Source organism: Caulobacter sp. BK020, from assembly GCF_004342605.1.
Taxonomy (GTDB): domain Bacteria; phylum Pseudomonadota; class Alphaproteobacteria; order Caulobacterales; family Caulobacteraceae; genus Caulobacter.
On sequence record NZ_SLZL01000020.1, the window covers coordinates 53,617 to 77,525 of the forward strand.

The window sequence follows — 23,909 nt, forward strand, 5'->3', positions numbered from 1 at the left end:
TTGCCGCCGAGACTCGATCCCATGTCCGATGCCCCCCGCGCCGCCGTCTATGGCTTTCCGCCCTTCGACGTGGTCGAGGTTCCCGGCGGGGCGGTCCAGGTTTCGCCGCTGGTCGTCGGCGCGACGGATATGGCCGACATCGCCGAAGGCTCGCTGGACGAGATCGTGATCCTGGCTCCGGCCGGGGTCGCCGAACGGCGCTACGTGCTGGCCCAGGCGCTACGGGCGCTGAAGGTCGAGGGGCGGCTGACCGCCCTGGCGCCCAAGGATCGCGGTGGCCTGCGGATGAACAAGGAACTGGCGGCGTTCGGCTGCACGATCGGCGAGAGCGCCAAGCGCCACCATCGGATCTGCGTGGCCCTGAAGCCGGCGAACCTCACCGGCCTGGAGACCGCCATCGCCGAGGGTGCGCCGCGCCGCCTGGATGGCGACGGCCTGTGGTCCCAGCCGGGCGTGTTCAGCTGGGACCGTCTGGATCCCGGCTCGGCCCTGCTGCTGAAGTCACTGCCGCCGCTGAGCGGGATCGGCGCCGACCTCGGCTGCGGCGTCGGCGTGCTGGCCCACGCGGTCCTGGCCTCGCCGAAGGTGACCAAGCTGACCCTGGTCGATCTGGACCGCCGGGCGGTCGAGGCGGCCAGACGCAATATCGACGACGCGCGCGTCGAGGTCGTCCAGGCCGACGCCCGGCGCGGTGCAGACCTGGCGACGGGTCTGGACTTCGTGGTCACCAATCCGCCATTCCATGAAACCGGAAACGAGGACAAGGGCCTGGGCCAGGCGTTCATCACCTCGGCCGCCGGCATGCTACGCAAGGCCGGGGTGCTGTGGATCGTGGCCAACCGCCATCTGCCCTACGAGGCGGTGCTCAACGAGCACTTCAAGGCCGTACGCCCGGTCGCCGACGTCGGCGGCTTCAAGGTCTACGAGGCCCGCAAGTGACAAAAGCCCTGATGGCGCGGCTGGATCGGCTGCTGGCCAATCTCGGCTACGGCAGCCGGCGCGACGTCCAGGCCCTGGTCTCGGCCGGCAAGGTCACGCTGGACGGCGTCGCCATCAAGGACGCCGGCCTGAAGATCGCCGTCACGGCCGACTTGCCCGGGCGCCTGAAGATCCGGGGCGTTCCCGTCGATCCGCCGGCCCCGCTGGTGCTGATCATGCACAAGCCGCTGGGCGTGGTCTGCTCGCATCGTGAGGACGGCGAGCGGATCTACGACCTGCTGCCCCGGCGCTGGCAGATCCGCGATCCGGCCCTGTCCAGCGTCGGGCGGCTGGACAAGGACACCTCGGGCCTGATCCTGATCACGGACGACGGCGACTTCCTGCACCGGGTGATCTCGCCCAGGCGCCATGTGCCGAAGGTCTACCGCGCCACGCTGGACCGGCCGCTGGACGGATCGGAGGGCGCGGCCTTCGCCAGCGGGACCCTGATGCTGGAGGGCGAGGAAAAGCCCCTGCTGCCGGCGACCCTGGAGGCGCTGGGCGAGCGCGAGGCGCGGCTGACCATCACCGAGGGCCGCTATCACCAGGTGCGCCGGATGTTCGCCGCCGTGGGCAACCACGTGGTCGCCTTGCATCGCGAGCGTATCGGCGGCCTCGCCTTGCCCGACGACCTGGCGGCGGGCGAGCACCGCATTCTGACCGCCGCCCAGGCCGAGGCCGTGTTCGATGTCTGAAGAACGCCTGATGGACGCCCGCGGTCATCGCTGTCCTGTCCCCACCCTGCGCCTGCGCCGGGCCCTGGAGGAATCGCCCCCCGGCGGCTTGGTGCGCCTGCTGGCCGACGACCCGCTGGCCCGCATCGACGTGCCGCATTTCGCCGCCAGCGCCGGGGCGACCGTGCTGGAGATTATCGACGCCCCGAACGGCGCGATCAGCTTTCTGGTGGCGAAGGCGCCTTGAGCGGGATCGGCCTGGGGCCTTCCAGCAGAGCCCGGGGCCGCTCGTCCAGCGCGATCTCCATCTCGGTGGCCAGGGCGCCGCCGAAGAACACCGCGTTGACGCTCCACGACAGCCAGATCAGGAAGATGATCACCGCCGAGATCGAGCCGTAGGTCGCGCCCAGATGGGCCACTTGCTCGACATAGAAGGCGCTGGCCCAGGACATGAACACGCACATCACCGCCGCCGCGAAGCCGCCGGCGATCGAGGCGCGCCAGCCGACCGGGGCGCGCGACATGGCGTAGCGGTAGATCAGGGTCATGCCGACCAGCAGGCCCAGGCTGGCCCAGGTCCACTCGCTCTGGATCCACGGCACGCCGGCCAGGGGGCGAAGGTTCACGGTGCTGGCCAGCAGGCGGAAGGTCAGGAACACGCCCGACATCACGAACAGCAGGGCGAAGGCGGCGACCAGCACCACCAGGGCCATGAAGTTGAAACCGAAGAAGCCGCGCTGGTCCTCCTCGTCATGGATGAAGGACAGGCCGGCCAGCAGGGCCTTGAAGCCGCGATGGGCGGCGTAGAGGCCGATGACCAGCACCACGGCGCTCTGGGCCGAGATCGCCTTTTCCGGGGCGTGGACCAGGCGGGCCAGCTCGCTCTGGAAGATCGGCCGGGCGCCGGACGGCATCAGGAACGACAGCTTGTCGGCCTGGTAGGCGGCCTGTTCGGGAGTCAGCAGCACGCTGAACAGGCCGATCAGGATCGCCAGGCCGGGAAACACCGCCAGCAGGATGAAGAACGACACCCCGCCGACGTACAGCATCACGTCGCGGCCCCACAGGCGCTGCAGGGCCAGGCCCAGGACGCGCAGGATCTCTCTCACCCAATGGATCGGATCGAGATCGAGGTCTCGAAAGCGAATACGGTCCTGGGGGGAATTCATGCGGCGGAAACTGGCCTCGGCGCCGCTTCGACGCAAGCGCGCCGCCAAAAAAACATCGGATCGCAGATACAAAGACCCGCCGCTTCAGGGAAAGCGGCGGGTCTCCGCAGGACGAACCTGAACCGGTCGCCGCATCGAGGGACGGGTGGCGCGACGGCCGGTTACAGGATCAGGTTTAGACCCTCGCGGCTGAACCGGACCTGAATGATCTCGTCAGGTGAACGGAGGCTACAGCGCGCCCTCCTCCTTCAGCGCCGCGATCGCCTCAGCCGAGAAGCCCCAGTCCGCCAGCGCGGCGTCGTTGTCGGCCCCGATCTTCGGCGGTGGTCCCTGGATCGCCCCGGGGGTGGCCGAAAAGCGCGGCGCCGGGGCCGGCTGGGTGACGCCGGCCACTTCGACGAACGTCTGGCGGGCGGCGTTGTGGGCGTGCGCCGGGGCCTCCTCCATGGTCAGGACCGGGGCGAAGCAGACATCGGTCCCGTCCATCAGGGCGCACCAGTCGTCACGGGTCTTGGTCGCGATCACGGCGGCCAGCTTTTCGCGAAGCGCCGGCCAGTCCTCGCGGCTCATCTGATGCTGGAACTGAGGATCGGTGATCCCGGTCTTGTCCAGTAGCAGCTGGTAGAACTGCGGCTCGATCGAGCCGATCGAGATCCAGCGGCCGCAGGCGCACCGGTAGGTGTCGTAGAAGTGCGCCCCGCCGTCCAGCAGGTTGGACCGCCGCCCCTCGCCCCACAGGCCGCTGGCCTTGAAGCCGTAGAACATCGCCATCAGCGAGGCCGCGCCGTCGCTCATCGCGCAGTCGATCACCTGGCCCTGGCCCGTCGACCGCGCATGGATCACCCCGGCCAGCAAGCCGAAGGCCAGGTACAGCGCCCCGCCGCCGAAGTCGCCGACCAGGTTCAGCGGCGGCACGGGCTTGTCCTCCGTGCCGATCGCCGCCAGGGCGCCGCTGATGGCGATGTAGTTCATGTCGTGGCCGGCGGCCTTGGCGTAGGGTCCCGTCTGGCCCCAGCCGGTCATGCGGCCGTAGACCAGCCGAGGATTGCGGGCCAGGGCGACATCGGGACCCAGGCCCAGCCGCTCCATGACGCCGGGCCGAAAGCCTTCGATCAGGCCGTCGGCGCCTTCCATCAGCGTCAGGCAGGCCTCGACCGCCGCCGGCGACTTCAGGTCCAGCGCCACCGAACGCCGCCCCCGGGCGGTGACCTCGGCGGGCGAGCTCCGGCCGCCGCCCTTGCGGTCGATGCGCACGACGTCGGCGCCCAGATCGGACAGCAGCATGCCGCAGAACGGGCCGGGGCCGAGCCCGGCGAATTCCAGCACCTTCAGGCCGGACAGCGGTCCCTGGGCCATGACGTTCCTCCCGGCCGCTTCCCGCGGCGCTTGCCTCGCCGCCCACTAGAGCGGCCCTGCCCCTCGGTCAGGCAAGAGGCTTTGTCGGTTCACAGCCTGCGGCGATGCGGACCTATGAGGGACCTGCGCCTCTGCTATGGTGCGACGTCGAATCTCGACGGCGCTGCGTCGTCGAGCGACGCCGGTGTCCGGGGCGGAGGCTTGAGTTGGCGGTGAACGCCCGAATCCTGATCGTGGCGCGCGACGATGCTCGCGCCGGGCCGCTGTCCGAAGGGCTCGACAAGCTCGGCTGGCGGACCATCACCGCGCGCGGCCCCTACGCCGCCCTCGCCGCCCTGGGCGACCTGAACATCGAGGCGGTGATCGTCGACCTGGAAAGCGCCGGTCCCGACGCCCATTCCCTGTCGCGCCGCCTGAAGGCCGCCGTGGCTCCACGCCGCCTGCCGGTCATCGCCATCGGCGAACCGGGGGCGGAGTCGAACACCCAGGCCTTCGACCTGACCCTGTCGCCGCCCCTGCATCCCAGCCAGGCCGTTCTGCGCCTGGAGTCCCTGGTGCGCACCGCCATCGCCGAGGAGGAGTTCGAGCTTCGCCTGGCCACCTTCGGCGATCGCGGCCGCCGGCTGGACCTGCCCGAGCCTCAGGCCGAGCCGTTCCGCATCCTGGCGATCGGCGAGCCGGCCCCGCAGTTCCTGGCCCTGTCCAACGCCCTGGCCCGCAGCGGGGCCGACGTGGTCGGCGCCTTCACCGCCTATACGGCCTTCGACTACCTGCATGAGCGGGCCTTCGACGCCGTGGTGCTGTGGGCCGGCGACAACCAGCAGGAGGCCCTGTCGATCGCGGCCGGCATGCGCCGCAACACCCGGCTCTTCCACATTCCGGCCCTGCTGTACCTGAAGGCCGAGAGCTATGTGACCATGTCGGAGGCCTTCCATCGCGGGGTGTCCGACGTCGCCTCGCCGGAGACGGCCGAGATCGAGACCGCCAAGCGGGTCATCGAGCTGGCTCGCAACTATCGCCGCGGCGAGGCCATTCGCGGGGCTCTGGAAAAGGCCCGCAGCTCGGGCCTGATGGACGCCGCCACCGGCCTGTTCACCCGCGACCTGTTCGCCGCCCACCTGGTCCGCCTGGCGACCGCCGCCCGGGAGCGGGCCCGGCCGCTGTCGATCTGCGTGCTGAGGATCGCCGACAAGCCCGAGACCGTCTGGGCGCGCAAGCACGGCTGGCTGGACCGCGCCATTCCGCAGATCGGCTCGATGGTCGGCCGCCTGGTGCGGGTCGAGGACACCGCCGCTCGCCTGGCGCCGGAGGTCTTCGCCCTGGCCCTGCCGGCCACCAACCAGGCCGCCGGCCGCGCCGCCGCCGAGCGGATCGCCGCGGTGATCGGCTGCACGGCCTTCGACGCCGGCGACGACCGCCCGCCGTTCGTCTGCGAGTTCGACATCGGAGTCGCCCAGATCGAGGCCGGCGAGAGCGCCGTCCACGCCCTGGAACGGGCGGCGGCCCAAGCGCTTCAGCGCCACAGCGCCTGATCCGCCCAGCGTGAAATCCTCGTCCTTCGACAAGCTCAGGATGAGGATTTCAAGGCGGGCGCGGCGACATTCGCCCTCGTCCTGAGCTTGTCGAAGGACGAGGGCGCCCTTAGGTGCTGTCGAGCGACATCATTTGAAAGACCGCGCCATGGGCCAGCCGCTGCTTATCGACCTCGTCGCCGACGTCGTCTGTCCCTGGTGCTATCTGGGCTGGCGGCGGGTGAAGTCGGCTCTGGCCCTGCGGCCGGACGTCGAGCCCCTGGTCGTCTGGCGGCCGTACCAGCTGGACCCGGGCCTCCCCGAGGAAGGCGTCGACCGCAAAGCCTACATGGCCGGCAAGTTCAAGGACGCCCTGAAGCTGAAGGCGGTGCACACGGCGCTGGTCGAGGCCGGCGCCGAGGAAGGCATCGTCTTCGACTTCGACGTCATCGAACGCTCGCCCAACACCAGCGCCGCCCACCGGCTGATCCGCTGGGCGCAGGGCGCGGGCAAGCAGGACGCCGTGGTCGAGGCCCTGTTCGCCGCCTATTTCACTCACGGGCGCGACATCGGCGAACCTGCCGTGCTGGCGGATATCGGCGAGAGCGCCGGCATGGACCCCGTCGTGATCCTGCGCCTGCTGTCCGAGGGCGCGGACAAGGAGGTCGTCGCCCGCGAGCACGCCATGGCCGTCCAGGCCGGCGTCACCGGCGTGCCGTTCGCCATCTTCGGCGGCAAGCTGGCGGTCGTCGGCGCCGAGAGCCCGGAAAACATCGTCCAGGCCATCGACAAGGCGCTTGAACAGGCGGCCTGACCGGGACAATCCTGCCGCCGGGGAAGTCGCCCGCGGGGGCGGCCCGTTGTCGGAATCCTGTTCATGCCTCAGTCCAGCATCCAGATGGCGGTCACGATCGCCATCGTCGCCGTGGTGTTCGCCCTGCGCTTCCGGGGCATGACCGGCGAGCGGCGGCTCAGGCTGGAGCTGATGTGGATCGTGCCGGTCCTTCTGGTGGCGGCCATGGTCGCTGTCCTGCTGCAGTTCCCGCCCCACGGCGTGGACTGGGCCTGGCTGGCGGGAATCTTCGCCGTCGGCGCGGCGATCGGCTGGTGGCGCGGCAAGCTGATCCCGATCGCCATCGACCCCGAGACCCATCTGCTGAACACCAAGCCGTCGCCGGCCGCGATCCTGTTCCTGCTGGGCCTGTTCGTCGTCCGCTTCGCCCTGCGCGCCCTGGTCGAAAGCGAGGCCTCGGCCTGGCACATCAACGCCGCCCTGGTCACCGACGGCTTCATCGTGCTGGGCGTGGGCCTGCTGGCGGTGTCGCGGGTGGAGATGGGGCTGCGGGCCTGGGGCCTGCTGCGCGAGGCCCGCACCGCCAGGGCGGCGGCCTGACCGTTTCGGTTCCCGCGCCGCCCGCTTGCCCCCTACGGACCGCTTCGCGGTCGTCTTCCCCCAGAGGGGGGAAGAGCGCTGTCGTAGGCGCCGTGTGAAGGCTCCGCCCCCTATGAGGGCGGACAGACCGCGAAGCGGTCAGGTGGGGGCAAGTGGGCGCGACCTCACGCGATCTCTCGCTGAGCGTATGGAAAGGGTCGCGAAGCGCCGGACATCGTCCGGAGGGTTTGAGTTAAGTGTACCGTTTCGACGAAGCCAGACGCTCCGCGCGACCGTTATCCGCAAGGCCGGGGCGCGCGGGCCTTTTCCGCCCTTCACCCCACCCGGTAGTTCCTCGGTGGATCTGTGCACCGCATGATCATCAGAGGCGGGAGTGAGCCTTTCGAGGACCGGAGCGAACCCCACGACGGGCGGGACCTTCCAGCGAAGATCCCGATGGGCGAGCTTACGTCCCTCGCCCTATGTTTAAGTCCCTTCCCGGCCAAAGCCGGACAGAAACCCCGCTCGATCGCCCCTCGCCGCCGCATCGGTCGCTGGCCATGCGCCCTTTCCCTGCGACGAGGTGGGATCAGGATAAGGGCGCCCGGACAGGGTGAGGATCAAATCGGGTCGAAAAAGTTCAAGGCGTTGATTTTATTGGAGTCCGCCCGCTCAACGCCGAGCATAAACGCCGCTCATCCCTCCAGCGTCGTCTTCATCGCCGCGCAGCCCAGGTCCATGAATCCCGCGACCCGCTCGGCGGCGTCGTGCGGCAGGAGGTCGGCGGTCCAGACGATGCGGCTGCCCGCGCCTTCCGCCAGCACCTGCATGGCGCCGTTGTGATGGGTCAGCAGCGCGCTGCCGACCACCGACCAGACCAGGCGGCGGGCCGCGTCGTCGACCGAGACGATCAGCTCGCGGGCGACCAGGCCATTGGCGAAGGTGACGGTCCGCGCCCCCTCCTCCACCCGGCAGTCGGTCAGGACGCCGGGACAAAGCCGTTGGTGGACATGGCCCCAGTCGCGCACGGCGTCCCAGACCTGGTCGGGCGCCCGGGCGATCTCGACGAACTTGGTGATCGTGGCCATGGGAAATATCCTCTCGAGGTTTCCCCGATCCTGGCGGACCCGCGCCGCCCTGGCTGGCGGGATCCGGACCCGGTCATCGCAGCCGCGAGCGGGCCGTGGGCTGCAGGCGCAAGCGCTGGATCACGCCGCGCTTCGACCGGAGGCCGAAGCCGTCGGCCAGGCCCGCCCGTTCGGCGCGGACCAGATGCTCGGCATGGGCCCGCTCGTCGGCGAAGCGGCCGATCCAGGCCATCACCTGTTCGCCCTCGCGCACCGGCAGGCGGGGAAAGCTGTTCTCGGCCGCCTCCGTGACCATCCAGCCCAGCACCGCCACGCCGGCCGCCTCGAGGGCGGGCCGGACCTCGCGTTCGAACCGGGCGGCGAAGTCGGCGGGCGGCGGACCATCCAGGGCCTGGATCGTCAGCCCGATCAGAGAGGCCGGCCCCAGGTCCGTCCCGTCGGGCCGGCGCGGCGGCAGGTCGAGGCGCGCGGCGGGGATCGGCGGCTTGAGCAGCAGGACGTCGTCATTGTCGTCCAGCGTGGCGTTGGCGGCGGCGCGATGGGCCTGCCAGACCGGGCCGCCATAGAAGCCCTCCAACCCCGCCTTGCGGGCCGCCATGCTCTCGAAGCCGCGCATCCAGACGAAGTGGCCCGGCGCGTCGAGATCGCGGAACTGGCCCAAGAGGCTCATGCCGCACGCTTCCTGGCTCTCGACGAACTCGCGCTCGAACAGGGCGATCAGGTCGTCGCGACGGCCCGGCTTCATCCGGTACTGGCGCAGCTCGATCACGGTCTGGGCGGTCATGGCGGTCCTCTCGCTGAAGCAGGAGGATCTAAGGACAGCCTGCTGACATCCGCTGTCAGCTATCGCCAGGCCGGCCGGCGGTTCACGCCGCCTTGGCCAGCCTGGCCAGCTGCGCCAGGATCTTCTCGGCCGCGTCCAGCCGCTGGGCCGGGGTGTCCCACTCGCCCTTGACCACCACCTTCTGGTCGGGACGCACCTTCCAGATCAGGCTGTTCTTGCCGACGAACTGCACCAGGGCCAGGGGATTGGCGAAGGTGTCGTTGCGGAAGCTGGCCACCGCGCCCTTGGGGCCGACGTCGATCTTGGCGACATTGGCCTCGCGGCACAGGCCCTTGATGGCCACCACCTTCAGCAGGCTGTCGGTCTCGGGCGGCAGCGGGCCGAAGCGGTCGATCAGCTCGGCGGCCAGGGCCTCGCGGTCGGCGGCCTTCTCGGCCTCCGACAGACGGCGATACAGCGACAGGCGCACATTGAGGTCGGGCACATAGTCGTCGGGGATCATCACGGCCGCGCCGGTGTTGATCTGCGGCGACCAGCCCCGGTCCTCCAGCAGGGCCTCGGCCCCCTGGCGCTCGCGCAGCTCGGCCACGGCGTCTTCCAGCATCTGCTGGTAGAGCTCGACGCCGATCTCCTTGATGTGGCCGCTCTGCTCGTCGCCCAGCAGGTTGCCGCCACCGCGCTGGTCCAGGTCGTGGGACGCCAGCTGGAAGCCGGCGCCCAGGCTGTCCAGCGACTGCAACACCTTCAGGCGCTTTTCGGCCGACAGGGTGATCTGCTTTTCGGCCGGCGTGGTCAGATAGGCGTAGGCCCGGGCCTTGGAGCGCCCCACCCGGCCGCGGATCTGGTAGAGCTGGGCCAGGCCGAACATGTCGGCGCGATGGACGATCAAGGTGTTGGCGGACGGGATATCCAGCCCGCTTTCCACGATCGTGGTCGCAAGAAGCACGTCGTACTGGCCCTCGTAGAAGGCCGTCATCACGTCTTCCAGCTGGGTCGGGGCCATCTGGCCGTGGCCGACCACGTACTTGATCTCCGGAACCTGGGTGCGGAGGAACTTCTCGATGTCCTCCAGGTCCTTGATGCGCGGCACCACGTAATAGGCCTGGCCGCCGCGATATTTCTCGCGCAGCAGGGCCTCGCGCAGGGTGACCGGGTCGAACGGGCTGATGTAGGTGCGCACCGCCAGGCGGTCGACGGGCGGCGTGGCGATGATCGACATCTCCCGGATGCCGCTGAGCGCCATCTGCAGGGTTCGCGGGATCGGCGTCGCGGTCAGGGTCAGCATGTGCACGTCGGCGCGAAGCTCCTTCAGCTTCTCCTTGTGCTTGACCCCGAAGTGCTGCTCCTCGTCGACGATGACCAGGCCCAGGTCCTTAAACGAGACCTGCTTGCTGAGCACCGCGTGGGTGCCGACCACGATCTCGAACTGGCCGTTGGCCAGGCCCTCGCGGGTGTCGGAGGCTTCCTTGCCGGTGACCAGGCGCGAGAGACGGGTCACCTTGACCGGCCAGCCCTGGAAGCGGTCCTTGAAGGTCTTGTAGTGCTGGCGGGCCAGCAGGGTGGTCGGGCAGACCACGGCCACCTGCTTGCCGCTCATCGCCACCACGAAGGCCGCGCGCAGGGCCACCTCGGTCTTGCCGAAGCCGACGTCGCCGCAGATCAGCCGGTCCATCGGCTTGCCGGACGACAGGTCCTCCAGCACGTCGGCGATGGCCGACAGCTGGTCGTCGGTCTCCTCGTAGGGGAAGCGGGCGCAGAACTCGTCGAACACCCCGTGCGGCGGGTCGGTCTCCTCGACCGACTTCAGCTGGCGGGCGGCGGCGATCTGGATCAGGCCCTCGGCCATGACCCGCAGCCGCTCCTTGGCCTTGGCCTTGCGCCCCTGCCAGGCGGCGCCGCCCAGCTTGTCCAGCTGGACGTTCTCGCCGTCGGTCCCGTAGCGGGTCAAAAGGTCGATGTTCTCGACCGGCAGGTACAGCTTGGCCTCGCCGCCGTACAGCAGGTCCAGGCAGTCGTGCGGCGCGCCCTGGACGTCCAGGGTCCTGAGGCCTTCGTAGCGGCCGATGCCGTGGTCGATGTGCACGACCAGATCGCCCGGCGTCAGGGCGCTGGCCTCGGCCAGGAAGTTGGCGGCGCGGCGCTTCTTGCGCGGCCGGGCCAGGCGGTCGCCCAGGATGTCGGTCTCGGAAATCACCGCCAGGCTGTCGGTCTCGAAGCCGTTGTCCAGCGGCAGCACCACGCGCTGCGGGGTCTTGGGGTCGTTGGCCTTGGCCGCCTGCCAGTAGGCCGCGTAGGGGATCTTCTTCAGGCCGTGGTCGGCCAGCATGGTCCCCAGGCGCTCGGACGAGCCCTCCGACCACGAGGCGAACAGGACGCGTTTCCCCTCCCCGGCCAGCTTGCGGGCATGATCGGCGGTGGCCTCGAACAGGTTGACGCTGTCCTGGGCCCGCTCGGCGGCGAAGGTCCGGCCCAGCTTTGCGCCCAGGTCGACGACGTCCAGGCCTTGCGGCTGGAACGGCGTGAACTTGCGGTTGGGACGGTCCTCGACGGCCCGGTCCCACTCCTGGGCGGTCAGGTAGAGCGCGTCGGGCGCCAGCGGGCGATAGGCCGACTTGCGGTCGGCCGAGGCGCGGGCCTCGTAGGCGTCGGCGATCATCGCCAGGCGCTCGTCGCGGCTCTCGGTCACCTGGTGATCGACACCGATCAGGGCCCCGGCCGGCAGGTAGTCGAACAGGGTCGCCATCCGCTCGTAGAACAGCGGCAGCCAGTGCTCCAGGCCGGCGCGGCGGCCGCCCTCGCTGACCGTGGCGTACAGCGGATCGTCGCCCGGCGCGCCAAACTGCCGGATATAGCCGGCCCGGAATCGCGAGACGCCGTCCTTGTCGAGCAGGGCCTCGCTGACCGGCAGCAGCTGGATCTCGCGAAGCTGCCGGGTCGAGCGCTGGGTCTCGGGATCGAAGGCGCGGATGCTTTCCAGCGTGTCGCCGAACAGGTCCAGGCGCACCGGCTCTTCGGCGGCCGGCGGATAGACGTCGATCACCCCGCCGCGGATGGCGAACTCCCCGCGCTCGGACACGGTCGAGGCGCGGCTATAGCCGTTGATCGCGAAATAGCGCTCCAGGTCGGCGACGTCGACGCTGTTGCCGACCTTGGCCGCATAGCTGGCGCGCAGCAGGACCGACTTCTCGGGCACGCGTTGCAGCAGGGCCGGCGCGGCGGTGACCAGCATGGCCGGCCTGGCCTGGCCCAGGCCCTCCGCCAGGCGGTGCAGGGTGGCCATGCGCACCGCGGCCACACTGGCCGACGGGCCGATGCGGTCATAGGGCAGGCAGTCCCAGGACGGGAACAGCACGGCCTCGATCTCGGGCGCGAAGAACTTCAGGGCGTCGATGAAGGCGCTGGCCCGGGCGGTGTCGCGGGCCACGAAGGCGGTCAGGCCGCCGCGCGCCCGGGCGATGTCGGCCATGACCAGGGCGTCGAAACCTTCGGGCGCGCCGGCCAGGGTCAGGCCTCCCGAGGCCTTGGCGATCTGTTTGGCGTCGTAGGCCATGCTGCTCTTCGAATGTTGGGCCAGCGAGAACGTCGCCGGCGTCTTGTCGTTGCTTCCCAAAACTCCGCTCGTCCCGGCGGAAGCCAGGACCCAAGCGGTGTTCGCCGATAGGCCGTGGTCGTCCGATCCGCCCGTCCCCCACTGATCGTCAGCTTGGGTCCCGGCCTTCGCCGGGATGGGCGGACGGGAGTGAGATCACATCCCGTCCCCGATCGGCCGCGACGCATGAGCTTCGTAGCGGAAGGTCTTGATCAGCCTCAGGACATCGGTGTCGAACCGCTCCGGCGTCGGCTCCTGGCCGACGATCCAGGCGTAGATCTCGCGATCGGACTCCTCCATCAGCGCTTCGAACGTATCCAGCTGCTCGGGAGTCAGGTTCGGGCCATGGGTGTCCGCGAACGGCCCCAGAATGAGGTCCGCTTCCCGAAATCCGCGATGCCAGGCCCGGAACTTCAGCCGCCGGAGGCGGGAGTCGTGATCGATGCTCATGTGACCGGGGATATAGAGCGCTCCACGCCCCGGCGCCAGCCGCGCATTGACCCTGATCCGCACGGCCTGTAGGCGCGGGCCATGGCCTCGCTGATGATCCCTTCCTTGATGATCCAGGGCTGCGGCTCGGACGTGGGCAAGTCGACCCTGGCGGCCGGGCTGTGCCGGCTGTTCGCCAATCGCGGCTTGGTCGTGCGGCCGTTCAAGCCGCAGAACATGTCCAACAACGCCGCGGTCACCGAGGACGGCGGCGAGATCGGCCGGGCCCAGGCGCTGCAGGCCATCGCCTGCCGCACCCCGCCGACCGTCCACATGAACCCGGTGCTGCTGAAGCCGCAGAGCGACATCGGGGCCCAGGTGGTGGTGCGGGGCAAGGTGGTCGGCGCCTACAGGGCCCGGGCGTTCCAGCACCTCAAGCCCGACCTGCTGGCCACGGCGGTGGAAAGCTATCGGATGTTGGCCGCCGAGGCCGACCTGGTGCTGGTCGAGGGCGCGGGCAGCCCGGCCGAGACCAATCTGCGAGCGGACGACATCGCCAACATGGGGTTCGCCCACGCCGCCGACGTGCCGGTGGCCCTGGTCGGCGACATCGACCGAGGCCACGTGATCGCCGCCCTGGCCGGGGCGTACCTGGTGCTGGACCGGTCTGATCGTGAGCGCATAAAAGGCTTCATCATCAACAAGTTCCGCGGCGATCCTTCACTGTTCGACGAGGGCCGCCGCGAGATCGTCGCGCGCACCGGCTGGCCGGACCTGGGCATGGCGCCGTGGCTGGCCCCGGCCCGCGCCCTGCCCGCCGAGGACGCCGTGGTGCTGGAGCGTCCGGTCCGGGCCGACGGCGACCGGCGGGTGCGGATCGTCGCGCCGATGCTGTCGCGGATCGCCAATTTCGACGAGTTCGACCCGCTGCGGGCCGATCCGGACATCGACTTCGCCTTCCTGCCGCCCGGAACGCCCGTGCCCGGCGACGCCGACCTGGTGATCGTGCCGGGGACCAAGGCCACCCTGGCCGACCTGGCCTTCCTGCGCGCCCAGGGCTGGGACATCGACATCCTGGCCCATGTCCGGCGCGGCGGCCGGGTGCTGGGGATCTGCGGCGGCTACCAGATGCTGGGGCGGACAGTGTCCGACCCGCAGGGGATCGAGGGCGCCCCGGGCTCGGCCGCCGGCCTGGGCCTTCTCGACGTCGAGACCGTGCTGCTGGGCGACAAGGTGCTGCGGGCCGTCTCCGGGCGGCTGCTGGACGGCGACGCGGCGTTCTCCGGCTACGAGATGCACGTCGGCCGCACCACCGGCCCCGGCGCGGCCCGGCCGATGCTGGCCTTCGACGGCGGGGCGGTCGACGGAGCGGTGTCCGCCGACGGCCGGGCGGCCGGGGCCTATGTCCACGGCCTGTTCGAGCGCGGCGAGGCCCGCGCCGCCCTGCTGGCCCCGCTGGGCGTGACGATCACGCCCCGCGACCATGCGGCGAGCGTCGACGCGGCGCTGGACGAGATCGCCGCGATGCTGGAACGGTCGCTGGACATCGAGGCCATCGCCCGGATCGCGGGGCTGTAGAGCGCAGTGCGTCCTTCGAGGCGCGCTCAGGAGCACGCACCTCAGGATGAGGAATTCTGTACAAAGCTCCTCATCCTGAGGCGCCCGCGCAGCGGGCCTCGAAGGACGCACAGCCGTCGCCTTGGACGAGCACGCAACGCCCACCTGTCAGTCCAGAGGCCGCGCTTCGCTTCGACCGGAATGACAAGCTAGGGTAGCCGTCGACGATTCCCCGCGAGGCCCGCCCATGACGACCGCCCGCCCGCTCTCCGCCATCCGCGACTTCCTGCGCAGCGAATCCGCCGGCGGGCTGCTGCTGATGGGGTCGGCCGCCCTGGCGCTGGTCGTCGCCAATTCGCCGCTGGCCGGCGACTATTTCCACGTCCTGCACGCCCATGTGGCGGGCCTGAGCGTCGCCCACTGGGTCAATGACGGGCTGATGGCGGTGTTCTTCCTGCTGGTCGGGCTGGAGATCAAGCGCGAGATGGTCGACGGCGAGCTGTCCAGCTGGTCGCGGCGGGTGCTGCCCGGCGTCGCGGCCCTGGGCGGGATGATCGTGCCGGCCCTGGTCTATGTGGCGGTCAATCTGCAGGCGCCGGCCAACCTGCGCGGCTGGGCCGTCCCGGCCGCCACCGACATCGCCTTCGCCCTGGGGGTGCTGTCGCTGCTGGGATCGCGCGTGCCGGGCTCGCTGAAGATCTTCCTGGCGGCCCTGGCGATCATCGACGACCTGGGCGCCATCCTGATCATCGCCGTCTTCTACACCGACCACCTGACCCTCTGGGCGCTGGGCGGCGCGGCCGCGACCCTGGCCGTGCTCGTGGCGATGAACCGCCTGAAGATCATGAAGCTGTGGCCCTATCTGCTTGTCGGCGCTGGACTTTGGTTCTTCTTCCTCAAGTCCGGCGTGCACGCCACCCTGGCGGGGGTGATCCTGGCCATGACCATTCCGATCACAAAGTCGCCCTCCCACCAGGACGACTCGCATTCGCCGCTGCACCGGCTGGAGCACGGGCTCAATCTGTGGGTGGGCTATCTGGTCGTGCCGGTGTTCGGCTTCGCCAACGCCGGCGTCGCCCTGGGTCAGGTCGGCCTGGCCGAGCTGACGGCGCCCGCCACCCTGGGCGCGACCCTGGGCCTGTTCCTGGGCAAGCCGATCGGGGTGGGCCTGTTCTGCCTGGCCGCCATCAGGCTGGGCTGGGCCCAGCGCCCCAGCGGCGCCTCCTGGACCCAGATGTTCGGCGTCTCGGCCCTGTGCGGCATCGGCTTCACCATGAGCCTGTTCATCAACAACCTGGCCTTCAAGGCCCCCGTCCTGCAGGACGAGACCAAGATCGGCGTGCTGGCCGGCTCGCTGCTGTCGGCTCTGCTGGGCTGGGCGGTCTTCAACCTGGCGTCGCGTCGGCGCGATCCCTACATTCCAAGCCAAGCCTGATCCGGGAGTTCGTCATGCGCCTCGCCCTCGCCTCCGCCGTCCTCTTGCTGGGCGCGGCCCAGCCGGCCCTCGCCGCCCCCGCCGTTTCCGAGGTCAAGGTCTCCATCGGCCCGAAACTGGCCGAAAAGGTCGACGACCTGGGCCAGCGGGAGTTCGACATCCTGTCCAGCCAGTTGCAGCGCTCGGTCGAGCGCCGGCTGCCGCCCCGCCCCGGCGGCGGAACCCTCGAGCTGGTGATCGAGGACGCCAAGCCCAACCACCCCACGCCTCAGCAATTGGGCAAGACGCCGGGCCTGTCCATCCAGAGCTTCGGAGTCGGCGGCGCGCAGATCAGCGGCCGCTACGTCGACGCCGCCGGCCGGAGCACGCCGATCGCCTACGCCTGGTGGGAATCCGACATCCGCTGGGCGCGCTACGGCTCGACCTGGCACGACGCCGAGGACGCCTTCGACCGTCTGGCCGACCGGCTGGCCAAGGACCAGTTCAGCGACGGCTCCAAGCCCCGGCGCTGAAACATGCGTTTCGGAGACTCCTTGTCAGCCACGCCGACACGGCGTCTGATTACGGTTCATGACGGCGGGGCCCACCCGCGCTCGGCGAGGAACGCATGACCGGACGGCGCTCATCCTGGACCCTGGCGGCCTTCGCCGCGCCCTGCCTGCCGCTGGCCGGCCTGGGCCTGCCGCTGGTGGTCTACCTGCCGGAATACTATGTCAGCGACCTGGGGCTTTCCCTGTCGGTGGTGGGCGCGGCCTTCCTGATGGTGCGGCTGGCCGACATCATCCTGGACCCGATCCTGGGCGGGGTCATGGACCGCACCCGGACCCGGCTCGGCCGGTTCCGGCCCTGGCTGGCGGCCGCCGCCCCGGTGCTGATGATCGCCGCCTACGCCCTGTTCATGGCCAGGCCCGGCATCGGGCCGATCTATCTGTGGGCGTGGCTGGTCGTCTGCTACCTCGGCTATTCGATGGCGGTGCTGTCGCAGACGGCCTGGGGCGCGGTGCTCTCGCCGGACTATCAGCAGCGATCGCGGATCTATGGCTGGTGGCAGGCCGGCAACGTGGTCGGCATGATCCTGGTGCTGCTGCTGCCGCCGATCCTGTCGATGGTGTTCAAGGGCGACCACGCTGCGGGCGTCCAGGCCATGGGCTGGTTCATCATCCTGCTGCTGCCCCTGACCTTCCTGCTGGCCATCGGCGTGGTCGGCGAGACCAACGTGCCGGCGGTCAGGCACGAGGCCGGCCTCAAGCAGTATCTGGGCCTGCTCAAGCGGCCCTCGGTGCAGAAGCTGCTGATCGCCGACCTGCTGATGGGCCTGGCGCCGGGCATCGCCGGAGCGCTGTTCTTCTTTTTCTTCCAGCGCATCAAGGGCTTCGACAAGGGCGCGGCCGGCCTGCTGCTGCTGGTCTATTTCGTCGCCGCCCTGCTGGGCTCGCCGATCTGGCCGGCCCTGGCCCGCAAGGTCGGCAAGCATAAGGCGCTGGCCATCGCCTCGGTGGTCTATGCGGTCGTGCAGGTCGCCTCGGTCTTCACGCCCGCCAACCAGGGCGGTCTCGCCTTCAACGCCCCGACCCTGATCGGCATGGCCATACTGGTGCTGGCCGGCCTGCCCTATTCGGCCGCACCGCTGTTGGTGCGCTCGATGATGGCCGACATCGGCGACGAGGAGCGGCTGGCCAGCGGCGTGGACCGCACGGGCCTGCTGTACGCCATCGTCAACGGCACGGTGAAGCTGGGCTACGCCCTGGCGATCGGCGTGTTCCTGCTGCTGTCCTGGCTGGGCTTCGACCCCAAGGTCCCCAGCGCCCAGGGCGACACCGCCCTGATCGCCATGTACGCCGTGGCGCCCGCGGTGCTGGGCCTGCTGGTGTACGCGGTCATCCTGCGCTATCCGCTGGACGCGACCGCCCATGCCGAGATCCGCCGTCAGCTTGACGCGCGGGACGCGGCCGAGTCCCTCCCCAGCCCGCCCCCGGAACCGCATGTCGCTCCCCTCGCCGCTCCAAAGCCCCTCGCCGAGTGATGATCCCCGCGAGCCGAATGCTCTTGGGGGGGATCAGCACCCGCTCTTCACCCTGATCGACATCATGGCCCGGCTGCGCGATCCCGACGGCGGCTGCCCGTGGGACCTGGAGCAGACCTTCGCCACCGTCGCGCCCTACACCGTCGAGGAGGCCTATGAGGTCGCCGACGCCATCGAGCGGAACGACCTGGCCGACCTGAAGGAAGAGCTGGGCGACCTGCTGCTGCAGGTGGTGTTCCATTCGCGGATGGCCGAGGAACAGGGGGCGTTCGACCTGGCTGGCGTCGCCCGGGCGATCAACGACAAGATGGTGCGCCGCCACCCGCATGTGTTCGGCGACCACGCCTACGAGAACCAGGACGCCCAGACCGCCGGCTGGGAGGCGCTGAAGGCCCAGGAGCGCCAGGCCAAGAAGAAGGGCGGCGTGCTGGACGACGTGCCCGCCGGCCTCCCGGCCATGACCCGCGCCGTCAAGCTGACCAAGCGCGCCGCCCGGGTCGGCTTCGACTGGCCCTCGACCGACGAGGTGCTGGACAAGCTGGCCGAGGAGGTCGCCGAACTGAAGGTCGAGATCGCCGCCGGCGACAAGGCCAAGGCCCGCGAGGAGCTGGGCGACCTGCTGTTCGTGGTCGCCAACCTCGCCCGCAAGCTGGACGTCGAGCCCGAGGACGCCCTGCGCGCCACCAACGCCAAGTTCGCGCGCCGCTTCGCCTTCATCGAGGCCGAACTGGCCAAGGACGGCCGCACGCCCGACCAGTCGGACCTGGCCGAGATGGACGGGCTATGGAACGCGGCCAAGGCGGCGGAGAAGAAGGCCTAGAGCGCCTCGGCCAGGGCCCTCACCTTGGCGGCGTCCTCCGCCGTCGCGGGGTTGTAGACGATCATGCCCAGGTCGGGCCGGCCGTCCACCGCGAACGCCGAATATTCGAAGGCCAGGAGACCGGCGGCGGGATGGCGCAGGCGCTTGAGGCCCTCGCCGTAGTGGCTGACGTCGTTGTGGGCCCAGAGGGCCGAGAACTCGGGACTGCGGGCCCGCAGTTCCTCGACGAGGTCCGCGACCGCCGGGTCGCCATCGGCGCCGGCCCGGGCGACGTCGGCGCGGAAGGCGGCCGTCACGAAGCGAGCGACGCCGTCCCAATCGGCGTTGGCCGCGCGCACGGCCGGATCCAGGAAAATCCGGCGCAGGATGTTGCGCTCTTCCAGCGGCAGGGCGGCGTAGTCGGCGAGCACGACCGTGGCTGCGCGGTTCCAGGCCACCACGTCCCAGGTGGCGGTCTTGACCATGGCCGGGATCGGATCCAGCGCGTCCAGCACCCGCTGCAGACGGGGTGTCACGCCTTCGGCCCGGCGGTAGCGCACCTCAGGCGGTCGCCCCAGGCCCAGCAGGAACAGGTGTTCGCGCTCGATGTCGGTCAGCAGGAGCGCCCGGGCGATGCGGTCCAGCACGTCGGCCGACGGGGCCCCGCCGCGTCCCTGTTCCAGCCAGGTGTACCAGGTCGCGCTGATGTTGGCCCTTTGGGCCACCTCCTCGCGTCGCAGGCCTGGGGTCCGGCGCCGCGTCCCGCTCAGGCCGAGCGCCGAGGCGTCCAGCCGTCCGCGGCGATCACGCAGATAGGCCCCGAGCCGGGCCTCGGTCGGCGAAGCGAGGGAGGTAGTCATTATACCCCTATAAAGTCACGACTTTAACAGGATGAGCATAGGCGCTGGATTGGCCTGGTCAAATCCCTGGAGAGTGTCCATGCGTGTTTTTGTTACCGGTGCGTCCGGCTTCGTCGGATCGGCCGTGGTTGGGGAGCTGGTCGCCCACGGCCATCAGGTGCGGGGCCTGGTCCGATCGGAGGACGGCGCCAAGGCGCTGGAGACGGCGGGCGCCGAGGCCGTGCGCGGCGTGCTGGAAGACCAGGACGGCCTGGCCCGCGCCGCCGCCTCGGCCGACGCCGTGATCCACACGGCCTTCAATCACGACTTCTCGCGCTTCGCCGAGAACTGCGATCTGGATCGTCGCGCCATCGAAGCCCTGGGCGCAGGTCTGGAAGGCTCGGGCAAGCCGCTGCTGGTCACCTCCGGCACGGCGCGCCTCGCGCCTGGACGATTGGCCCTGGAAACCGACCCGCCCCGCGAAGGCGTGGACGGCTATCCCCGCGTCTCGGAGACCGCCGCCGCGGAGCTTGTGGCCAAGGGCGTCCACGCCTCGGTGGTGCGCCTGGCCCCCTCCACCCATGGCGCGGGCGACCATGGCTTCGTGCCGCTGCTGATCGACATCGCCCGCCGGACCGGCGTCTCGGCCTATCCCGGCGAGGGCCGGAATCGCTGGTCGGGCGTGCATCGCCACGACGCGGCGAAGGTTTATCGGCTCGCCATCGAACGCGGGATCGGCGGCGAGCGCTATCACGCGGTGGCCGAGGAAGGCGTGCCGTTCCGGGAGATCGCCGCCGCCATCGGTCGCGGGCTGGGCTTGCCGGTCGAAAGCCGGCCGCCGGAGCATTTCGGCTGGTTCGCGATGTTCGCCGGGATGGACGCGGCCACGTCCAGCGACTGGACGCGCCAGACCCTCGGCTGGAGCCCGACGGGGCCAGGCCTGATCGCCGACATCGAGACGGCGGGCTATTTCGGCCCCTAGTCTAGAACGCCGGCCAGTCCGTCAGGTCGTCGATCTCCCGCCAGGCCCGGACGCAGGCGTTGACCGGGTCCTTGCCCAGGAAGATCGCCGCCTCGGCCCAGCGGCGACGCAGCAGGCCGACCAGCGGCTTGCCGTTCTGGTTGATCCAGCGGCGCATCTCGTCGGGCACGGCGGTCTTCTCCCCGGCGTTCAGCTTGCGCAGCAGGGTCGAGGTGCGCAGGGCCCCGTCGCCCAGATTGTAGGTCCAGGAGATCAGGGCGGCGGCCTCGTAGACCAGCAGCGGGGTCCGGACGCGGGTGTGGACGTCCTGGGCCGCGCGCTTCATGTCGCGCAGCAGCAGCTTGACGGCCTGGGCCTCGGTGATGACCGGGGTCGCGGGCGTTACCGGCTTGCCGGCCGCGTCGCGGATCGTGCCGTAGCCGATGGTCCAGGTGCCGCCCGGCAGTGCGCCGTTGTCGTCATAGGGCTGGGCGAAGAACCCCTCCACCCGCTTGACGACGATGGTGGCGGCGGCCGGCACGGTGACGCCGTCCCAGAGATCGTTGGCCATGCTCGCGCTCCGAATGCGAGCTCGGAGTGTTCACCCGCAAGGCGAGCGCGGCAAGGCCGAACGATCAGTCGCCGGTCGCCATCACCCAGACATCGGGAAACTGCCGTTCGAACCGTCCCAGGGCCTGAGCGTCGAGGCGGGCGACCAGGCGAACGCCGCCCTCGGCCTCGTCCTCACGGGTCTCGACCCGGCCGTTGCGGTAGATCCAGGCCAGGGCCTCCCCGTCCGACGCCGCCAGGCGCACGGCGACCGGCGGGGTGTCGTCGATCAGACCGCCGACCCGCTTGAGCAGCTCGGCGCAGCCTTCGCCGGTGACCGCCGAGACCGCCGAGGCGCCCAGACGGCGGGCCTGGCCTTCGAGGATCTCGCGGGCCTCGCCGTCGACCAGGTCGATCTTGTTCCAGACCTCGACCAGGGTCTTGCCGCCCTCGGCCTCGCCGTCGTCGCCCAGCACCTTCAGCTCGGCCAGCACCTTCTGGACGTCGCGGGCCTGGGCGTCGGTGTCGGGATTGGCCACGTCGCGCACGTGCAGCACCACGTCGGCCTCCTGCACCTCCTCCAGAGTGGCGCGAAAGGCCTCGACCAGCTCGTGCGGCAGGTCGGAGATGAAGCCGACGGTGTCGGACAGGATCGCCGGCCGGCCGTCGGGCAGCTTGACGGTGCGCAAGGTGGGATCGAGCGTCGCGAACAGCATGTCCTGGGCCACGACCGCCGCGTTGGTCAGGCGGTTGAACAGGGTCGACTTGCCGGCGTTGGTGTAGCCCACCAGGGCGACGGTCGGGTACGGGACCTTCTTGCGAGCGCTGCGGTGCAGGGTGCGGGTGCGCCGCACCTCCTCCAGCTCGCGCTTGAGCTTGCCGATCGTGCCGGCGATCAGGCGGCGATCCAGCTCGATCTGGGTCTCGCCGGGGCCGCCGGTGGCGCCAGTGCCGCCGCGCTGGCGTTCCAGGTGGGTCCAGGTGCGGACCAGGCGCGAGCGTTCGTAGTCCAGCCGCGCCAGCTCGACCTGCAGCTTGCCCTCGCGGGTGCGGGCCCGCCGGGCGAAGATCTCCAGGATCAGGCCCGTGCGGTCGACGACCTTTACGTTCAGGGCCTTTTCCAGGTTGCGCTGCTGGACCGGGGTCAGCTGGTCGTCGAACACCGCGACGTCGATCTTCTCGACCTCGCAGATGGCGGCGAACTCCTCGATCTTGCCCTTGCCGAACAAGGTGGCGGGCGTGACCGCGCGCAGGGGCGCGATCGTGGTCTCGACGACCTCGAGGTCGAGGGCGACTGCCAGGCCGACGGCCTCCTCAAGCCGCGCGTTGGGGTCACGCGCCTCAAGGGCCGACTGGCCGCGCGTCGGCCGCACGGGATGGATCACGAACGCCCGGAAGATCGGCGCCGCGTGGTCGATGGATTTCGAAGGGGATTTGGTCAAACGGCCCTAAATCAAACATTTTGGAGCGTGGCGCGCCACGCTCCAGGGATCAGTCGTCTTGATCAGCGCTCGGCTCGTACAGCTGCACGGGCTGGGCCGGCATGATCGTCGAAATGGCGTGCTTGTAGACCAGCTGGGACTGGCCGTCGCGTCGCAGCAGGACGCAGAAATTGTCGAACCAGCTGACAACGCCCTGCAGCTTCACGCCGTTCACCAGGAAGATGGTCAGCGGCGTCTTCGACTTGCGCACGCTGTTCAGGAAAGTGTCCTGAAGGTTTTGTTTTTTCTCGGTCGACATGGGGATTCCCCTCTCATTGTTTCGGAGGGCCACACGCCCCCCACACAAACAAGTTCAGACTAAAGCATTTTTCGCCGGTTGGTATGACCAATCGGCAAAGAAACTGCGCCAATCCTCCGAAACCTGGTCTTGCAACCTAGATCGCGGCGGCCTTGGCGCGCTCGATATAGAGACGCCGAAGCCGCGTCGCCACCGGTCCGGGCTTGCCGTCGCCGATCTGGGCGCCGTCGACGCTGACGATCGGGAGGACCAGCGTGCCGGCGCCGGTGATGAAGGCTTCCCTGGCGGCCTTGGCCTCCTCGATGGTGAACGGCTGCTCGGCCACGGGAAGGCCCGCCTCGGCGATCACCTCCAGCAGGCTGGAGCGGGTGACGCCGCGCAGGATGTTGGCCTGGGTGTCGCGGGTGCGCAGTCGGCCCTCGGCGTCGACGATCCAGGCGTTGGACGAGGCGCCCTCGGTGACCAGGCCCATCTCGTCGACGAACCAGGCCTCGACCGCGCCGCGCTCGCGCGCCGCCTGCTTGGCCAGGGCGTTGGGCAGCAGGCCGATCGACTTGATGTCGCAGCGACCCCAACGGTTCTCCGGCACGATAACTACCGACTGGCCCCTGGCGGCCTTGGCCTCGGCGAGCTCGCGGTCGACGCGCTTGGCGGTGATCACCACGGCGGGCGGCACGGCGGGATTGGGAAAGGCGTGGTCGCGCGGGGCGACGCCGCGGGTCACCTGCAGATAGACCATGCCCTCGATCACCTTGTTGCGGCGGATGGCCTCGCGCAGCACCACGGTCAGGGCCTTCTCGCTCATCGGATGGGCGATCTTCAGTTCGTCCAGGCTGCGCCACAGCCGCGCGAAGTGGCCCGCCGCGTCCGCCAGCTTGCCGCCGAACACCGCCCACACCTCATAGACCCCGTCGGCCAGCTGGTAGCCTCGGTCCTCGATGTGCACGGCGGCCTCGCCGTGACGGACGAAGCGGCCGTTGACGTAGGCGAAACGCGACATGTCAGTCCTCAAAATGTTCCGCTCATCCCGACGAAAGTCGGGACCTAAGCGACCTG

General features: G+C 69.9%; 23 protein-coding genes. 12 read left to right on the top strand and 11 right to left on the bottom strand.

Annotated features, from left to right (window positions below; translation table 11 throughout):
- Positions 1-21: 21 nt before the first annotated feature.
- From EV278_RS20075 to EV278_RS20085, 3 genes are read left to right on the top strand one after another with little or no spacing between them, the layout of a single operon-like run.
- Positions 22-939, top strand: a complete 918-nt coding sequence (locus tag EV278_RS20075; protein WP_132095347.1) for a class I SAM-dependent methyltransferase — start codon at positions 22-24, stop codon at positions 937-939.
- Positions 936-1,673 (top strand): pseudouridine synthase, encoded by a 738-nt coding sequence (locus EV278_RS20080; protein WP_165916717.1) that lies wholly within the window; start codon positions 936-938, stop codon positions 1,671-1,673. Before EV278_RS20075 ends, EV278_RS20080 begins: the two co-directional genes overlap by 4 nt.
- Positions 1,666-1,899: a sulfurtransferase TusA family protein gene (locus tag EV278_RS20085; protein WP_132095349.1), complete on the top strand. Its 234-nt coding sequence runs from the start codon at positions 1,666-1,668 to the stop codon at positions 1,897-1,899. The genes EV278_RS20080 and EV278_RS20085 overlap by 8 nt, the downstream gene beginning before the upstream one ends.
- Here the strand turns inward: EV278_RS20085 and EV278_RS20090 are convergent.
- Together EV278_RS20090 and EV278_RS20095 are read right to left on the bottom strand one after the other, a co-directional pair.
- Positions 1,871-2,821 carry a YihY/virulence factor BrkB family protein gene (locus EV278_RS20090; RefSeq protein ID WP_132095351.1) on the bottom strand — a complete coding sequence of 317 codons (951 nt, stop codon included), beginning with the start codon at positions 2,819-2,821 and terminating at the stop codon, positions 1,871-1,873. The two genes, EV278_RS20085 and EV278_RS20090, sit on opposite strands and share 29 nt — an antisense overlap.
- Positions 2,822-3,049: 228 nt before the next feature.
- On the bottom strand, positions 3,050-4,177 hold the full coding sequence (locus EV278_RS20095) for a CaiB/BaiF CoA-transferase family protein (RefSeq protein ID WP_132095353.1): 1,128 nt from the start codon (positions 4,175-4,177) through the stop codon (positions 3,050-3,052).
- 206 nt (positions 4,178-4,383) lie between these two features.
- On the opposite strand from EV278_RS20095, the gene EV278_RS20100 reads away from it, so the two are divergent.
- From EV278_RS20100 to EV278_RS20110, 3 genes are all read left to right on the top strand, one after another.
- Positions 4,384-5,709, top strand: coding sequence for a PleD family two-component system response regulator (locus EV278_RS20100; RefSeq protein ID WP_132095355.1), 1,326 nt, complete (start codon positions 4,384-4,386; stop codon positions 5,707-5,709).
- Between the two features lie 148 nt (positions 5,710-5,857).
- Entirely contained in the window at positions 5,858-6,502 is a 645-nt protein-coding gene (locus EV278_RS20105; protein ID WP_132095357.1) for a DsbA family oxidoreductase, read from the top strand.
- Between the two features lie 63 nt (positions 6,503-6,565).
- Positions 6,566-7,081: a CcdC protein domain-containing protein gene (locus tag EV278_RS20110; RefSeq protein WP_132095359.1), complete on the top strand. Its 516-nt coding sequence runs from the start codon at positions 6,566-6,568 to the stop codon at positions 7,079-7,081.
- A 674-nt stretch (positions 7,082-7,755) separates the two neighbouring features.
- Here the strand turns inward: EV278_RS20110 and EV278_RS20115 are convergent.
- The 4 genes from EV278_RS20115 to EV278_RS20130 form a co-directional block, all read right to left on the bottom strand.
- Positions 7,756-8,148 (bottom strand): SRPBCC family protein, encoded by a 393-nt coding sequence (locus EV278_RS20115; RefSeq protein ID WP_132095361.1) that lies wholly within the window; start codon positions 8,146-8,148, stop codon positions 7,756-7,758.
- Positions 8,149-8,221: 73 nt separating this feature from the next.
- Positions 8,222-8,932 (bottom strand): NIPSNAP family protein, encoded by a 711-nt coding sequence (locus EV278_RS20120; protein ID WP_132095363.1) that lies wholly within the window; start codon positions 8,930-8,932, stop codon positions 8,222-8,224.
- Positions 8,933-9,014: 82 nt separating this feature from the next.
- Complete coding sequence (gene mfd / locus EV278_RS20125) at positions 9,015-12,482, bottom strand: transcription-repair coupling factor (RefSeq protein WP_132095365.1); 3,468 nt, start codon at positions 12,480-12,482, stop codon at positions 9,015-9,017.
- Positions 12,483-12,677: 195 nt separating this feature from the next.
- Positions 12,678-12,971 (bottom strand): succinate dehydrogenase assembly factor 2, encoded by a 294-nt coding sequence (locus tag EV278_RS20130; protein WP_132095367.1) that lies wholly within the window; start codon positions 12,969-12,971, stop codon positions 12,678-12,680.
- Positions 12,972-13,067: 96 nt separating this feature from the next.
- Between EV278_RS20130 and EV278_RS20135 the strand changes: the two genes are divergently transcribed.
- From EV278_RS20135 to mazG, 5 genes are all read left to right on the top strand, one after another.
- The gene (locus EV278_RS20135; protein WP_132095431.1) at positions 13,068-14,528 is read left to right on the top strand and encodes a cobyric acid synthase; all 1,461 of its coding nucleotides are present in this window, start codon (positions 13,068-13,070) and stop codon (positions 14,526-14,528) included.
- Positions 14,529-14,754: 226 nt separating this feature from the next.
- The gene (gene nhaA / locus EV278_RS20140) at positions 14,755-15,942 is read left to right on the top strand and encodes a Na+/H+ antiporter NhaA (RefSeq protein ID WP_132095369.1); all 1,188 of its coding nucleotides are present in this window, start codon (positions 14,755-14,757) and stop codon (positions 15,940-15,942) included.
- A 14-nt stretch (positions 15,943-15,956) separates the two neighbouring features.
- Entirely contained in the window at positions 15,957-16,454 is a 498-nt protein-coding gene (locus EV278_RS20145; protein WP_132095371.1) for a hypothetical protein, read from the top strand.
- A gap of 95 nt (positions 16,455-16,549) precedes the next feature.
- The gene (locus EV278_RS20150) at positions 16,550-17,965 is read left to right on the top strand and encodes an MFS transporter (protein WP_132095373.1); all 1,416 of its coding nucleotides are present in this window, start codon (positions 16,550-16,552) and stop codon (positions 17,963-17,965) included.
- Positions 17,925-18,785 carry a nucleoside triphosphate pyrophosphohydrolase gene (gene mazG / locus EV278_RS20155; protein WP_279389383.1) on the top strand — a complete coding sequence of 287 codons (861 nt, stop codon included), beginning with the start codon at positions 17,925-17,927 and terminating at the stop codon, positions 18,783-18,785. Before EV278_RS20150 ends, mazG begins: the two co-directional genes overlap by 41 nt.
- On the opposite strand, the gene EV278_RS20160 is transcribed toward mazG, so the two are convergent.
- A complete protein-coding gene (locus tag EV278_RS20160; RefSeq protein ID WP_132095375.1) occupies positions 18,782-19,624 on the bottom strand; it encodes a helix-turn-helix transcriptional regulator in 843 nt (280 codons plus the stop codon). The genes mazG and EV278_RS20160 overlap by 4 nt on opposite strands.
- Positions 19,625-19,703: 79 nt before the next feature.
- On the opposite strand from EV278_RS20160, the gene EV278_RS20165 reads away from it, so the two are divergent.
- Positions 19,704-20,585, top strand: coding sequence for an SDR family oxidoreductase (locus EV278_RS20165; RefSeq protein ID WP_132095377.1), 882 nt, complete (start codon positions 19,704-19,706; stop codon positions 20,583-20,585).
- Position 20,586: 1 nt separating this feature from the next.
- On the opposite strand, the gene EV278_RS20170 is transcribed toward EV278_RS20165, so the two are convergent.
- The 4 genes from EV278_RS20170 to EV278_RS20185 all read right to left on the bottom strand — a co-directional run bounded on the left by EV278_RS20170 (position 20,587) and on the right by EV278_RS20185 (position 23,853).
- Positions 20,587-21,135: a lysozyme gene (locus EV278_RS20170; RefSeq protein WP_132095379.1), complete on the bottom strand. Its 549-nt coding sequence runs from the start codon at positions 21,133-21,135 to the stop codon at positions 20,587-20,589.
- 64 nt (positions 21,136-21,199) lie between these two features.
- Positions 21,200-22,555 (bottom strand): GTPase HflX, encoded by a 1,356-nt coding sequence (gene hflX / locus EV278_RS20175; protein ID WP_132095381.1) that lies wholly within the window; start codon positions 22,553-22,555, stop codon positions 21,200-21,202.
- Positions 22,556-22,604: 49 nt separating this feature from the next.
- On the bottom strand, positions 22,605-22,853 hold the full coding sequence (gene hfq, locus EV278_RS20180) for an RNA chaperone Hfq (RefSeq protein ID WP_012286640.1): 249 nt from the start codon (positions 22,851-22,853) through the stop codon (positions 22,605-22,607).
- Positions 22,854-22,989: 136 nt separating this feature from the next.
- Complete coding sequence (locus EV278_RS20185; RefSeq protein WP_132095382.1) at positions 22,990-23,853, bottom strand: D-amino-acid transaminase; 864 nt, start codon at positions 23,851-23,853, stop codon at positions 22,990-22,992.
- Positions 23,854-23,909 lie beyond the last annotated feature (56 nt).